At 33.1% G+C, this 14,582-nt stretch carries 17 protein-coding genes; 6 read left to right on the plus strand and 11 right to left on the minus strand.

Translation table 11 applies throughout. The features are described 5' to 3' along the window. Positions 1 to 7 precede the first annotated feature (7 nt). The 5 genes from V8G56_RS09545 to rlmD all read right to left on the minus strand — a co-directional run bounded on the left by V8G56_RS09545 (position 8) and on the right by rlmD (position 5,834). Positions 8 to 1,657 carry a glycoside hydrolase family 2 TIM barrel-domain containing protein gene (locus V8G56_RS09545; RefSeq protein WP_395438228.1) on the minus strand — a complete coding sequence of 550 codons (1,650 nt, stop codon included), beginning with the start codon at positions 1,655 to 1,657 and terminating at the stop codon, positions 8 to 10. 147 nt (positions 1,658 to 1,804) lie between these two features. Beyond that, complete coding sequence (locus V8G56_RS09550) at positions 1,805 to 3,001, minus strand: acyltransferase family protein (RefSeq protein ID WP_395438229.1); 1,197 nt, start codon at positions 2,999 to 3,001, stop codon at positions 1,805 to 1,807. A gap of 175 nt (positions 3,002 to 3,176) precedes the next feature. Then, positions 3,177 to 3,908: a DUF6048 family protein gene (locus V8G56_RS09555; protein ID WP_395438230.1), complete on the minus strand. Its 732-nt coding sequence runs from the start codon at positions 3,906 to 3,908 to the stop codon at positions 3,177 to 3,179. After that, positions 3,874 to 4,389, minus strand: a complete 516-nt coding sequence (locus V8G56_RS09560) for a DUF6452 family protein (RefSeq protein ID WP_395438231.1) — start codon at positions 4,387 to 4,389, stop codon at positions 3,874 to 3,876. The genes V8G56_RS09555 and V8G56_RS09560 overlap by 35 nt, the downstream gene beginning before the upstream one ends. A 32-nt stretch (positions 4,390 to 4,421) precedes the next feature. After that, entirely contained in the window at positions 4,422 to 5,834 is a 1,413-nt protein-coding gene (gene rlmD, locus V8G56_RS09565) for a 23S rRNA (uracil(1939)-C(5))-methyltransferase RlmD (protein ID WP_395438232.1), read from the minus strand. A gap of 136 nt (positions 5,835 to 5,970) precedes the next feature. Here rlmD and V8G56_RS09570 point away from each other — a divergent pair, with 136 nt between their 5' ends. The 3 genes from V8G56_RS09570 to rocD all read left to right on the plus strand — a co-directional run bounded on the left by V8G56_RS09570 (position 5,971) and on the right by rocD (position 8,319). Continuing rightward, complete coding sequence (locus V8G56_RS09570) at positions 5,971 to 6,525, plus strand: RNA polymerase sigma factor (protein ID WP_395438233.1); 555 nt, start codon at positions 5,971 to 5,973, stop codon at positions 6,523 to 6,525. Then, complete coding sequence (locus V8G56_RS09575; RefSeq protein ID WP_395438234.1) at positions 6,515 to 6,901, plus strand: DUF6768 family protein; 387 nt, start codon at positions 6,515 to 6,517, stop codon at positions 6,899 to 6,901. The genes V8G56_RS09570 and V8G56_RS09575 overlap by 11 nt, the downstream gene beginning before the upstream one ends. A gap of 137 nt (positions 6,902 to 7,038) precedes the next feature. Continuing rightward, a complete protein-coding gene (rocD, locus tag V8G56_RS09580) occupies positions 7,039 to 8,319 on the plus strand; it encodes an ornithine--oxo-acid transaminase (protein ID WP_395438235.1) in 1,281 nt (426 codons plus the stop codon). A gap of 58 nt (positions 8,320 to 8,377) precedes the next feature. On the opposite strand, the gene V8G56_RS09585 is transcribed toward rocD, so the two are convergent. From V8G56_RS09585 to V8G56_RS09600, 4 genes are read right to left on the minus strand one after another with little or no spacing between them, the layout of a single operon-like run. After that, positions 8,378 to 8,704: a CCC motif membrane protein gene (locus tag V8G56_RS09585; protein WP_395438236.1), complete on the minus strand. Its 327-nt coding sequence runs from the start codon at positions 8,702 to 8,704 to the stop codon at positions 8,378 to 8,380. A 9-nt stretch (positions 8,705 to 8,713) separates the two neighbouring features. Continuing rightward, a complete protein-coding gene (locus tag V8G56_RS09590; RefSeq protein ID WP_395438237.1) occupies positions 8,714 to 8,998 on the minus strand; it encodes a DUF2752 domain-containing protein in 285 nt (94 codons plus the stop codon). 10 nt (positions 8,999 to 9,008) lie between these two features. Continuing rightward, the gene (locus V8G56_RS09595) at positions 9,009 to 9,416 is read right to left on the minus strand and encodes a DUF2752 domain-containing protein (protein ID WP_395438238.1); all 408 of its coding nucleotides are present in this window, start codon (positions 9,414 to 9,416) and stop codon (positions 9,009 to 9,011) included. After that, a complete protein-coding gene (locus V8G56_RS09600) occupies positions 9,406 to 9,678 on the minus strand; it encodes a CD225/dispanin family protein (RefSeq protein ID WP_331632167.1) in 273 nt (90 codons plus the stop codon). Before V8G56_RS09600 ends, V8G56_RS09595 begins: the two co-directional genes overlap by 11 nt. Positions 9,679 to 9,890: 212 nt before the next feature. On the opposite strand from V8G56_RS09600, the gene V8G56_RS09605 reads away from it, so the two are divergent. Next, positions 9,891 to 10,085, plus strand: a complete 195-nt coding sequence (locus tag V8G56_RS09605; protein ID WP_395438239.1) for a hypothetical protein — start codon at positions 9,891 to 9,893, stop codon at positions 10,083 to 10,085. 2 nt (positions 10,086 to 10,087) lie between these two features. Further along, positions 10,088 to 10,654 carry a Smr/MutS family protein gene (locus V8G56_RS09610; RefSeq protein WP_395438240.1) on the plus strand — a complete coding sequence of 189 codons (567 nt, stop codon included), beginning with the start codon at positions 10,088 to 10,090 and terminating at the stop codon, positions 10,652 to 10,654. On the opposite strand, the gene V8G56_RS09615 is transcribed toward V8G56_RS09610, so the two are convergent. Next, a complete protein-coding gene (locus V8G56_RS09615) occupies positions 10,651 to 11,562 on the minus strand; it encodes a hypothetical protein (RefSeq protein WP_395438241.1) in 912 nt (303 codons plus the stop codon). The two genes, V8G56_RS09610 and V8G56_RS09615, sit on opposite strands and share 4 nt — an antisense overlap. 99 nt (positions 11,563 to 11,661) lie before the next feature. Here V8G56_RS09615 and V8G56_RS09620 point away from each other — a divergent pair, with 99 nt between their 5' ends. After that, positions 11,662 to 12,813: a cysteine desulfurase family protein gene (locus tag V8G56_RS09620; protein WP_395438242.1), complete on the plus strand. Its 1,152-nt coding sequence runs from the start codon at positions 11,662 to 11,664 to the stop codon at positions 12,811 to 12,813. A gap of 25 nt (positions 12,814 to 12,838) precedes the next feature. On the opposite strand, the gene V8G56_RS09625 is transcribed toward V8G56_RS09620, so the two are convergent. Further along, a complete protein-coding gene (locus tag V8G56_RS09625; RefSeq protein WP_395438243.1) occupies positions 12,839 to 14,518 on the minus strand; it encodes a tetratricopeptide repeat protein in 1,680 nt (559 codons plus the stop codon). Between the last annotated feature and the right edge of the window lie 64 nt (positions 14,519 to 14,582).

Raw genomic sequence — 14,582 nt, forward strand, 5'->3', positions numbered from 1 at the left:
TACTTGTTTATTTTCTCCCCACTTCTTTAGCCCAATCTCCTCTGTAAATTATTTTTTGGTCGTGGATTTTAAAGACAAACTTACCATACTGAACTGAAATACCTGCAGAGGCGTTTACAACCCAGCAATTATCAGGAATATGAAAGAAATTTTCTGAAGTAATGATTTTTTTATCCAACTGATCTTTTATAGAAACGGATGCCTGTGGCCCTACTTCCCATCCTAAATGGGTATTATAGTTAACTTTCAAATCACCCACCAGTTTAAAATGATTTGTAGTCTCTATTTTAGTTTTAATACTTGCAATTTTACCATCATTTAAGTCTTTATCAGGGGTCACTGTAATGGTTAATTTTGGTAATTCAAAAGGGCCCTTGGACGCTAGTATATTAATGGATTCATTTTTAATAATCTCGTTGTCCTTATTATAAAATTCAAAAGCCAGTTCCATATCATCTATTCCATCAGGATTAATTACGAATGAATCAGCAAAATAGCCTTCTTTAGTTATGCTTTTGCTATAGAGTGCTTTATCACGAAATTTTACCACTACTTTTTTCACATCCGTGTCATTATAGAGCTCTAAAGGGATATTAGTCTGAGTATGAATAGAATTGTTTTTTGGACTGATAATCAAGCCTTTCATATAATCGCGCATAGCAAACCAGACAGGTCTTGGTGAACCATATTGGTCATTCAGATCACTATATCCCCAGAAACCAAACCATTCTTCGGGCTGATTTAAACTATGATCACTTTTATTGCCCCCTTTCCACCAGCCATCGGCATAATAAAAGGGGCACATACCCACCGCACCGGCATCTATAAGGTCTCTGTAATTGGATATAAGGCCATCACTTTGCTGTTTTAAAGTGTTAGAACCATACTGGCCATTACCACCTGACGGTGATACAGAATATCCAAATTCAGTGGTAATAAAGGGTTTATCCAATCCGTTTAATTCATTCAAGCCCTTGATATAATCTTTAAATCCCATGGTAGCTGTTTGGGCTTCATTGTGGTCATAACAATTGTAGGCATACACATCAAAAAAACTTTCATCCATATAATCACTAATCATGGCATTTGCAGAAAGGGTGACAGGAATTCCTGGATGACCTTCATGGATAATATTTATGAGGGTTTTCATAAGGTTTACAAAGGCTTTGCCTGTAACGCTATGAATATGGTCGGTTTGAGGTTCGTTAATGACGAGATAGGTTATAATGCAATCATATTTTTTAGCATATTGCATGACCCTTTTTATCTCAGTTTCACTTTCTTTTATAAATTGTGGATCACCGTAATCTTCTTCGGGTCTGATATTTAAGCCCATGATAAGTTTTAGTCCCGATTTTTGTACAAGTTGTAATTGAGCTTCAGAATATTGACTCCAGGTTCTAATAGTATTATAGCCACCTTCTTTAATTTTTGCCAGATCAAATTTCATTAATTCCAGTTCATCTTTTTTGGCATCTTCATACGGGTGCTGACCCGGGCGTGCACCTATTTCATAACCAATGGCTTTGATAAAGTATTTTTCTCCGTTAAGGTAATACCAGTTGTCTTTTAATTCAATGCTTGTTTTGGATTGTGAATATCCACAGTCTATTAGAATACTAAATAGGAAAATAGTTAATGCTAAATGTCGTTTCATATTTTTGTATGTCTATAAAATTGTAAACTGTTGTTATTATTGATTTATGACATGCCATACCGAAATAACAACAGCATTAGAAATCTAAATTAGCTTGTATATTCACAAAAAGCAAACGTCATAAAAGTATTTATTAAGGGATAACCATTAATTTGCAGCACTGGCAACTAGAACAGGTGATTTAATATCTTTTAATTTTTTTGAATATTTTCTACCGTTTAAAAACACTCCTACAAAAGTCGACCTTACAAAATAATGATAGGTAATAAAGCAAACCAATGCGGTTCCTGCCATGACTATAAAAAACTTAAAAAAAGCAGGCATAGACCATTCAGAAATTAAACCCGGTATAAAGGCAGTTAAAGGTAAATGTAATAAATATACCCAATAAGAAGAATCTGAAACATAACGCATAACAGCAGAATGATTGCTGGCATAACGAATAAAAAGTCCTGTAAAACCAAAAATAAATAGCCACACATTTATTGATTTTATAATCATAATTACCTGTAGCGGGAGTGTGGAGGTATCCATTAAAAAATAAACCGTAAACAAGGCAATTCCCAAGATAGTAAAAGCCCAGTCATAGGTCATAAAACTGCTTAAATAGGATTTTGATTTAAATAAAATCCATCCGAAAAAGTAGAAAAAGGCATAAAAAATAAAAGTGTTTAGATCTGGAATAAAACTTAGCGAGGTGGCTACCCAAGTACGATTCATGATCATTAAAATACACAATGTAATAGCTGAAAACACGAATAATTTAAGTAGTGGTCTTTGAATAATAAAACTAAATGACTGACTTGATTGTTTAGTAAACCATGGTAGTTGTTTAAAAATTAAACCAACAATAAAGGATGCTATAGAATATAAAACTAAATAGTATAAAAACCATAAATGCATGGTGCGTTTTGGAATAAAAGCAAGCACATTAGAAAAACGTTCTGAAGCACTTGCCAATGGACTACTTCCTTCTGCGAACACAATATTAGAATAGTCAAAGGTAATCCCAACCAGTGGCCATAATAAAACCACAAATACAAGAAATGGTAAGAGAATACGATTGACTCTATTTTTTATCATTTTTATTGAAGAACGCTCATGAAACAGGAGTGAAGCAAAAAAACCTGCCACCACAAAAAATATCGGCATTCTAAAGGCATGCACAAAACTTGAAATCCAATCCATATAACCAGCAGTGCTTATAGGATCTTTTAGAGGCCATGAAGCCCCATAATCAGCCAAAACATAGGTGTTTGAAGAATGTAATACGATGCCTAACATCATCATGATGGCTCTTAAAGAATCTAATGCATGGAGACGTTCTGTTTTATGAGAATTCATTTGTTTGGTTGGTTTTAGTTAAAATTGTATTTTTTTTATGTAAAAACGCTAATTTATAAAAATTAAAATAATAATAATGACGCATAAGTGCGTAATTAGTAATAATTTATTTTGATTGCTAACAAAACAGAAAAACGCAAAAAAATCAAGATTAATCTTTCTAAAAAGCTAAAGGTTAATTTTTATCTTTCTTGTAAAGAGGTATTAAGTAAGAAATAGAATAGCCATAACCTACGCCTATTTTGCTACTATCATAGGTTTTATTAAATCCTGGGATATAAATATTTGCAAAATTGTTAGGAATTGTTTCTGTGACCAATCCTTTAAGTTGTGCGTTTAAACCTAAATAGAGGTTATTAAATAATTCTACTTTTATACCTATAATTAATTCCACCCAAACTGCTGTTAAATCATTAAATTTCTGAGACTCAGCAGAAGCATATTGAGGCGCCCAATACTGGTCTGTATTGTAAACTGCTAAACTGTTTAAATTTTGGCTAAACGCTGCAGCACCAACCCGGAATCCTGAATAAATCATATTATCCATATCCAGCCAGTTTTTATACATATTATAATCAACACCAGCTTTTAAATAAGTGCCACTGGTTGTGACATCTAAATAATCAGTTATGGTGGTTTTTTCTTCAATACCTAGCTCTCCAGCAATATATAAAGCCTTTTTTATCCTGTAATCGGCATTAACTTCAAAACCGCTATAGTCGTCATCAGTAAAAGAGCGAATCAATTTTCCAACGTCACCGCCAATCCGAAGTCCGTATTTAAGTTTTATTTTTATAGAATCATTAACCGTAGTTGTAATGCTGTCATTTTGTGCATGAAGGGATACACCAAGCAGCAAAAAAGAAAAAAGGCTAATGAAATAACTTAAAATGCGCTGCTTTTTCATCTTCTACAGATTGGTTATCGTTAATTGATTCTTTTGATTGTATCCAGTTATCACCATCATTATTGATGGTTAAGGTGACGTTTTTAAATATGGTTTTGTAACCACAAGCCCTTGATACATACACTTGCTCAGTACTGTAATTGATGGTAATAATATCTTCATTACCACCAATAATATTATCTGTATTAGAATACTCTTTATGCAGTGAATACTGCGTGGTGTTGGCATCTGTTTTTAATGGCAATACAATGGAGTCTTTAGTAACTACATTATAATCTGTTAACGGATTTTCGTTACCCACGCCTTGAACTTTTAAATTAAATACATTCTTTTTACTGTCTTGATTCAAGATATCATAAAAGCGTATGATTAAACTAGGCGTGGTTGGAGTACTTTCCGGACAAATATCGTCAGGTTCACAACCCATTGATAATATGGTAATAATACCAAAAAATAAGGCTAATATTTTATAATGTTTCATATACTATTCAAACTCCTATATTAAATAGGCCTTTAAGACCGTTTTTCCAAAAGTACAACATTTTCAACATGAAATGTCTGCGGAAACATATCTACTGCTTGTACTTTAGTTACTTTATATTGCTCATCCATTAGGGCTAAATCTCTGGCTTGGGTGGCACTATTACAACTCACATATACAACTTTTTCAGGTGCGATATTTAGTATTTGCTGCACCACATCTTTATGCATACCGTCACGAGGCGGGTCTGTGATGATAACCTCTGGCTTACCATGCTTTCCAATAAAACTGGCATTAAAAACATGTTTCATATCACCCACAAAGAATTCAACGTTATGAATATCATTTAATTGTGCATTTTCTTTAGCCGCGATAATGGCATCAGGTACCGCTTCAACACCAATCACTTTTTTAGCCTGTTTTGCTATAAATTGGGCAATAGTGCCAGTACCAGTATATAAATCATACACCAGTTCGTTGCCTGTTAAACCGGCAAAGTCTCTGGCTATTTTGTAGAGTTGATAAGCTTGACCAGAATTGGTTTGGTAAAAGGATTTGGCATTTATTTTAAATTTCAGGCCTTCCATTTCTTCAAAAATATGATCTTTGCCTTTATAACAAATCACTTCCTGATCATAAATAGTGTCATTCGCCTTCTCATTAATAACATATTGCAAAGAGCTTATTTCAGGGAAACGGGTCCCAATAAAATCCAATAACAATTCTCTGTTTTCTTGATCTTCTTTAAAAAATTGAATCATCACCATAAGGTCTCCAGTACTTGAAGTACGAATCATCATAGTCCGCAAGAAGCCAGATTGATTTCTTGTGTTGAAAAATTTAAGATGGTTATCTAAAGCAAATTGCCTAACGGCATTTCTGATAGCATTAGATGGATCTTCTTGTAAATGACATTTTTTTATATCCAGGATTTTATCCCACATCCCGGGGATGTGAAACCCTAAGGCATTTTTATCTCCTAAATCTTTATCAGATTTTACTTCTTCTAAGGTTAACCAGCGTGAGTCACTAAAAGAAAATTCCATTTTATTTCTATAGAAATACTGGTTTTCACAACCCAAAATAGGCGTAACATCAGGTAATTCAATATGTCCAATTCTCCTTAGGTTATTGACTACTTCATTTTGCTTGTACGCGAGTTGGTGTTCATAAGCCATGTCCTGCCATTTACAGCCACCACAAACACCAAAATGTTCACAAGCCGGCTGAGTTCTTTTGTCAGACAGTTTGTGAAAAGTAATAGCCTTACCTTCATAGTATGCTTTGCGCTTTTTAAACGTTTGTATATCCACAACATCTCCCGGAACCGCGTTTGGCAATAAAATAACTTTGCCGTCAGGTGCTTTTGCAATAGTTTTTCCTTTAGCGCCGGCGTCTAAAACTTCAATATTAGTGAAGATTTGTTTTTTTGTTCTATTTGACATGCTGCAAAAATAATAATAGCGGTAAATAAAAATCACTTTATTTCGATTAACTTTAAGAGTTTTGTGCTTTTATTAAAAATAAAATGAACCTTTTTGTAATTCTTACGTCATTAATATAGAACCCTGCAAGAATATTATGAAGAACCCTGAGTTTAAATCTGATTGTTTTTTAGTTGTAGATTTTCAATCTGGGAATAAACAGGCGCTTGTTTTGTTAGTTCAGCGTTGGCATAAAATATTGTGTGAAAAGGCTTTTTGGATATTAAAAGATGCCGATTTATCAAAGGATGTTGCTCAGGAATGTTGGAAAATAGTGATTCTTAATATTAATAACTTGAAAGAGCCCAATAGCTTTGGTGGTTGGATTTCCAGAATTGTTTACAGAAAATCTTTAGATGTTCTTATAAATATAAAAAAATCTGAAAAAATAAAAGAAGAATATATCTGTCAGCAAGACGGTGAAATGGAGGATAAGGATTTTACGGAATCTTTAGAAAAACACCTGTTGAAAGCAATCAAGGCTTTGCCAATTAACCAACAGGTCGTTATTCGTTTATTTTACTTAGAAAGTTATTCATTAAAAGAAATCAGTAAGCTTTTAAACCTATCAACAGGGACAGTAAAATCAAGATTATTCAATGCGCGAGAATCATTAAAACAAACACTTAAAAATAGAACTCATGAAAAATAATATGGAAGATATTGACAAATTGATCAAAGAAACTTTAAGCAAAGAAGAAGCAAAATTCTATGAAGATTTAGAGGAGCAAAATGTTTTACAAATGCTCACTGGTTTATTTCATGGCAAGAATAAATGGCTTATGTATGTCATGAATTTTATGACCTTAATATTCTTTGCATTGTTTGTGTATTGTCTGGTTATGTTTTTTGGTACAGACCAAACAAATGATCTCATAAAATGGGGGCTAGGAGGCCTTATGTTTTTAATGGCACTAAGCATGTTGAAGCTTTTTGCTTGGTTACAAATGGATAAAAACGCGCTTTTAAGAGAGTTAAAACGACTTGAGTTACAGTTGCTATCTCTTTCTGGAAGAATATCTGAATAACATTTTATGAAGCAACTAATATTTAGTAACTTGCACACCTATTTAGGATGATTTCTCTCCCACGCTGAATTTTCGATTCTTCGAAAGGATAAAGGTAGAGTAGGAATGGTTATTTTATTAATTAAATATAAATTAAAATGGCTGTTTTAGAACAAATGACATCTCAGCAAGTAATTGACTTAGAAAACAAGTATGGTGCTCATAATTATCACCCACTACCTGTGGTTCTTACTAAAGGAGAAGGCGTGTATGTTTGGGATGTAAACGGAAAACAATACTATGATTTTTTATCAGCCTATTCCGCTGTAAACCAGGGGCATTGTCACCCTAAAATTGTAAATGCACTCGTTAATCAATCACAAACACTAACCCTTACTTCAAGAGCTTTTTATAATGACATGCTTGGTAAATATGAAAAATTTGCCTGTGAGTTTTTTGGCTTTGATAAGTTATTACCCATGAATACGGGTGCCGAAGCTGTTGAGACTGCTTTGAAACTATGCAGAAAATGGGCCTATGAAGTAAAAGGGATAGAAGAAAATAAGGCTGAAATTATTGTCTGTGAAAACAATTTTCATGGCAGAACAACGACCATCATTTCATTTTCCAATGATCCTGTAGCTCGCGAACATTTTGGGCCCTTTACTAATGGTTTTATAAAAATTGAATATAACAATTTAGTAGCCTTGGAAACTGCTTTAAAAAATAATGCTAACGTTGCCGGATTCTTAGTAGAACCAATTCAGGGTGAAGCTGGGGTGTATGTTCCTAGTGATGATTATTTAGCTAAAGCAAAAGCCTTATGCAAACAATATAATGTCTTATTTATTGCAGATGAGGTACAGACAGGTATTGCCAGAACAGGACGATTATTAGCCACTTGCGGTAACTGCACCTGTGAGAACAAGAATTGTTCAGGTACTCCGGAAGTAAAACCTGATATTCTTATCTTAGGAAAAGCCATTAGTGGTGGTGTTTATCCTGTATCAGCTGTGTTAGCTAATGATGCTATAATGAATGTTATAAAACCAGGAAATCATGGTAGTACATTTGGTGGTAATCCAGTAGCGGCGGCTGTTGCTATTGCTGCTCTTGAAGTAGTTAGAGATGAAAAATTAGCTGAAAATGCGTTTTATCTTGGGAATTTATTTAGAAACGAATTACAAAAATATATAGAAACCAGTACTATTGCTAAATTGGTAAGAGGTAAAGGATTGCTGAATGCCATTGTCATTAATGATGATGAAGAGAGTGACACTGCCTGGAATATATGTTTAGCCTTGCGTGACAATGGTTTATTGGCTAAGCCAACACATGGTAATATTATTCGATTTGCACCACCTTTAGTAATGACAGAAGAACAATTATTGGATTGTGTTTCAATCATTATAAAATCGCTAAAGCAGTTTGAAAAATAAAATATAATATAAAAAAAGCGACCTTATGAGGTCGCTTTTTTTATGAATACAATCTATCTTAAGTTTGCTGCCATTGTTCCATCATTATGGTTGATTGTTCCATAATTTCATCCCATCCAATGGTGTAAATCCTATACAAAGTATATATAAGATATAATATATTAATAACTAAAATAGCTAAGGCAATCATTTTAGCCGTATTCATAGCTTTCATACTTTGAGGATCAAAATTTTCAGGATTAGCTTCAGCTTCATTTAATTTACTGTTTGCAATGAAAAAGGCAATACCAGAGAGTATAAATCCAAAACCTCCAAAGCAACAGCATAATAAACTAAAAATTGCCAAAATATAGACGACCGTTGGATTGAGTTTTTGTGTTTCCATGTTCAATTTTTAAAAGGTTAGTTTATAGACGAAATTAATTAAGATTATTAAGATGGATAAAATGGCAAGACCATTTATTATTTTGTTTGAATTTTTAAATTTAAAGAAAAAATTTAAACCTATAAATAAGAATAGAAGTATTAGTGCATAAATGGCCGGGTATGTCTTATAGGCCGCAATAAATTCACCATGAATGAGTAGTGAAACCGATCTCTGCATTCCACATCCAGGACATTCCACCCCAAAAAGGGCTTTGTTTAAACAGGGCAACATAAAATCATCCAATCCAGGCATTCACTTTTGTTTATGGTGCTAATATAGTAAAAGGATAAAAATTTATATTTCTAAAAAACCAAAACAACAAGATTAAAATTAACATCAACTTGGTAATTCTGGATTGATGCAATAAATTATTAAAAGATTTTTTTGTATAAAGATTTAACAGAAACAGCGTGCCATCATAAATTAAAACGGTTACCAGAATTAAAATCAAAAAGTTGTGTTTGAGTCCTTCTAAAACATGTCCATGAAGAAATTGATGAATAGCTCTCTGGCTTCCACAACCCGGACAATATAATCCGGTAATGGAGTAAAACGGGCATTTTGGAAAAATACTTAATGCGCTGGGATTATAATTAAAATAAAAATAGGCTAACGCAAACGTAAGAGCAGCAAAAATGAAATATAAGACGGGTTTAAGTTTAATGTTCAAGGGCTGCAATTCCAAAAAGGGCTAATCCAAAAAATAGCACATAAAAAACCCAACCAAATAAGGCAATGACAACAGAAACTATTCCCCAGGTTTTCGCATTTCTTGAGGCACTTAGTGCTTCATCATATTTACCATCTTCATAAAGGCTATTTACCTTGGTTGAGTAAATAATGCTTACAATTCCAGCAGGTAAACAACATAATATGGTGCTAATAATGGCTAATGCTAAATAGCTGTTGGGTCTTGTTGGTCTTGTTTCCATAAGGCTACATATTTCATTTACTGATGATTAAATATAAGAAAAATAGCTTTAATAATTGGTTTTTAAAAATGAGTTTTAAATTTCAAAATTTTTTAAAGGGGAATTATAATCTTCTTTTCAATTGTGTCTATATAATTATTTGATGTTAAAATTGTTTCCTTTAATCTATTATTTCATGTAATTTAGTTGACTGAAATTTTTTTATAATTAATATGAAATACTTAAACTATCTACTCATTTTTATTGGAGCTATTGTGGCCATGTATGCCAAATCTGGTATTGATCAAAACCAATATATATTAATTGGTGGTATTGTATTACTTATGATAGGGGTTTATAGAATTGCTAAAACAATTCCAAGTAAAAAGGATCAGGAAGATGATAATGATATTGTTAAACACGACTAATTATGGTATTTAAACTTGGAGATTCTGTTTTAGTATTGGATGAGGATTTGTCTGGCGTCATAAAACAAATTCATGATAATGTGATTTCTGTTGAAACAAAGGAAGGATTTCTTCTGGATTTTAAAGAAAATGAACTTATTTTGAATAAACATGGCAATGGTTTTAAACAGGAATTGTTTTCAAATTCAAATGCTAATGAGGTCATTTCAGAAAAGGAAAAGCCCCTTAGAAAAAGCAAACCTGTTAAAAGAACTAAAGACAGATATGAGCCCACCATGGAAGTTGATTTGCATATTCATCAGTTGGTTCCTTCTTCAAAAGGCATGTCAAACCACGATATGCTCACTTTACAATTAGAAACAGCCAAGAGACAATTAGATTTTGCGATACAAAAGCGTATTCAAAAAGTGGTTTTTATTCATGGTGTTGGAGAAGGTGTTTTGAAAATTGAGCTTGATTATCTTTTTGGAAGATATAATAATGTCAAATTTTATGATGCCAATTATCAAAAATATGGCTTAGGGGCCACAGAGGTTTATATTTATCAAAATGTAGCTCCTAATAATTAAAACTCGGGTGTTAGTTTTCTGGAAGTAGATAAAGCACTGTTTGATAATGTTCCAAAATTTAATACATCCTGAGATATATTGGGTAGTGATACATTATTAATGGTCATAGTTATCACGTAAGTCTCAGATATGCTGTGTTCTCTATAGGCTGTTGCAGGTACTAATGAATTAACTTCCGGATTTAAATAATCGGCTCCAACTTCACTATTCGTCACGTCGTTAGCAGGGTTTTGGTCCTGACTGTAATTTTCTTCATCCCGGGTCAATGTGCCGTCTCCATCATCATCACTATCTAAATAATCAGGAATGCCATCTCCATCCGTATCTTGTGCATCATTTAACGAGTTATCTTTATTGGGGTCTGGTTTTTCATCTCTGGTAAGAATATTATCTCCATCATCATCACTATCTAAATAGTTAGGAATACCATCACCATCGGTATCATCATCATTCAAATCCCCATTACCATTAATATCTTCCAAAGCAGCCAAAACCGTATCGTTATCATCTTCAGTGAGTTTAGTTGTAATAACTGCTGTGCCGGTGGTACTTTCATAATCATTGGTGATGACGATATCTGAAGGAGGAATATCATTACAAAACAAATTAGAAGGCAGGGAGGCATAACTCCTGTAATTAAAAGTATTGCTTGTACCGTTTATTGTTCTTGTCGTTACAAGTGTATTATCAGCACCTACCTGAAGTAAATCACTAATGCTTAAAGCTGGTGATGTTATTTGAAGTGATAATGATTCTGCCGGGTCATTTTTTGTGTTGTAAAAAACCAAATCTCCACAGCTTTCAAAAGTATCATCAAAATCAAGTGAAATAGTAATGACATCACCATCATTGCATGAAAAAGTTGATAACAGACTGAATATAATGACAATTAAAAAAGAATGACGCATTGTATTTGGATTTTGACAAAAATAATGGAATTGTTATTTATAACGTACTTTAATGATAATAATTTTATTTCAAGTATTTTTGCTTTTTAATAATTTATAATGAATCAGGTTTATTTTGATAATGCTGCAACCACTCCTATTAGAGAGGAAGTGATTGAGGTGATGACGCAGGTTATGAAGCATCATTATGGCAATGCCTCTTCATCTCATAGTTTTGGCAGAGCCTCAAAAGCGCTTATTGAAAAATCCAGAAAAACAATAGCCGGCTATTTAAATGTGTCTGCAGGTGAAATTATATTTACTTCTGGAGGTACCGAAGCAGATAATTTAGTTTTAAGAAGTGCCGTCAGAGATTTAAATGTGACGCACATTATTACTTCTAAAATTGAACATCATGCCATTTTGCATACCTCCCAGCAGCTTCAAAAGGAATATAATATTTCAATAAGTTACGTGAATATTGATAAAACTGGACAAATTGATTATGCACATTTAGAAAAATTATTGGATACAGAAAAAAAGACTTTGGTGAGTTTAATGCATGTTAATAATGAAATTGGTAATGTCTTAGATATTAAGCGGGTAGCGATTATTTGTAAAACTTATAAAGCTTTATTTCATAGTGATACGGTTCAATCTGTTGGGCACTTTACTTTAGATCTGCAGGAAATACCCATTGATTTTTTAGCCGCCAGTGCCCATAAATTTCATGGACCGAAGGGTGTTGGTTTTGTTTTTATCAGAAAAAATTCTGGTTTAAAACCTTTGATTTTTGGGGGAGAGCAGGAGCGTGGCTTTAGAGCAGGTACTGAAAGTGTTCATAATATAGTGGGTATTGGAGAAGCGTTAAGATTAGCCTATGACAATCTTGAATCAGAACGTTCATATGTTCAAGGATTAAAAAAACATTTTATATATAGACTACAAAAAGAAATCCCGAATATTTATTTTAACGGCTGTTCTGGTGATTTGGAAAAAAGCACTTATACTTTAGTAAATGTTTGTTTACCAGTATCTGCAGAAAAATCTGCTATGTTATTATTTCAACTAGATTTAAAAGGAATTGCCTGTTCAAAAGGGAGTGCCTGCCAAAGTGGAAGTTCTCAAGTTTCACATGTTTTAGCTGAATTTCTTAGTGCTGAAGATTTGCAAAAACCATCCGTCAGATTTTCCTTTAGTATTTATAATACTATTGAAGAAGTGGACTATTTAATTAGTGTTTTGATCTCTCTTATTCAATCTAAAGAATAGGAGTTTTTATAAAACCCCATTTTGTTTATTTAAAAATCTCTCGATTTCCATACTGCGTCACATCTTTAAATTTTGAAGTAGTTAACTTAAGCAGGTCTTTTTTATTAGTTAGTTTGTATAACTGCATAAGTTTCCAATTTGCAATGGCACTATTGGGATGTTTTTCAAGCATTTGGTGATAACATGCTTCAGCTTTATCAAATTGGTTGTTTTTAATATAGGCTTCGGCCAGGCTTAATAAAGCCGGTCTTGGGTAATAAGGAGGCTCTGAGTAGCCTAAATCTTTTTCCATTTTAACCGCTTTAACAAGTGTTGCAATCCCTTTATCATATTCTTTTTTTGCAATTAAAATATTGCCTTCTAATTCTACAGAAGCCACTTTAAGAGTGTTTAAAGAATTAGGATTAAGCCGGTCTTTTTCATTTTCTAATTGTGAACTTCTCCAAAAAAGAGCATCCAATTTATCTAAATTTATAATTGCCGAATCAATATTGCTTTTTTCAAGAGAATGCATACCTGCAGAGAAATAGGAAAAGGCCGTTTTATAATCCATAGCCTGCCTGCCAAATAAGGAGTCTTTATCTTGAATAGCTTCAAATTTAGATATCGCTTTTTCCCAAAAGCCAAATCTCATTTCCATAATGGCTGGTGTAATGATCCCTTGATAAAAATAAGCGCCGCGATGCATATCAATTCTGCTGGCAACGGACACCATGTTTTCGAGCAGATGGGCATATTTGAGTCCTTCGTTATAACGTCCGTCTTGTGCGCAGTTAGCAAGCAGGTAATTAAGATTATGGATGTAGTTCCAGTTATCAATTTCAGTAATATTTTGATTTGACATATAAGTTGAATCTACTTTCATAGCTTTAATAAACTGATCATGCGCTTTTTTATAATCACCAATTTTATAGTAAATATGTCCAGGCATATGAACAATATGTCCCGATTCTGGAGCTAATGATTCAAGTATGTTGGCACTTTCAAGGGCTTCTTCAGGACAGCAATTTTCCATTTGATGTATCCAATAATGATGCACACCATGATTTTTAGGATTTGTTTTAAGCAGATCTTTTAGTAAATATTCACTGTAAATCATGCCTTCTTTAGGATTCATGTCTTCATCATAACCCGCCATATTGAAAAGGGCTAAAAATAGTTTTGCGTCGGTATCATCTGGGTATTGATGTACTACGTTTTCTAATTGTTTAATGTATCCTTTAGGGTTTTTAGTTTCTTCCATGTCTAAAATACCTTTTGCATACATAGCTTCAAATCCATTGGCCTTTTCTACTAAACTTTTTAATTTAGTGATGGCTAATTCCTTGTCTTTATCAAACTCTTCATTGTTTATAAAGCCCAAAGTATGGAGAAGTCCCCAATAAGGCATAACGGCCGTTGAATCATTTTTTATGGCTTCTTTAAAGGAACGATAGGCCTCGAGGTCCCAAAAGCAATGAAGCTGACTGACGCCTTGATTAAAATATTTTTGAGTGATCTCAGAACTCGTGTTAATTTTTAAATTAGAAGAGCCAACACCATTCATAAGCTGTGGTATTGGTAAATTATCTACAAAGTTTACACCACTTCTGCAGGCCAGTACATGATTTATTTCTTTTGAATCTTTAGCCTGAGAATGATTGTGTTGCGCATAACCCGAGTTAATAAAAAAGAAGGCAACACTAATGATTAGTAAATGTTTCATATTAAAATGTTATTTAATTGGTTGGTTTAAATTTGAATCAATATACATTATAAATATCTGAATA

Origin of the sequence: Gaetbulibacter aquiaggeris, from assembly GCF_044003965.1 — a bacterium.
Classification (GTDB): domain Bacteria; phylum Bacteroidota; class Bacteroidia; order Flavobacteriales; family Flavobacteriaceae; genus Yeosuana; species Yeosuana aquiaggeris.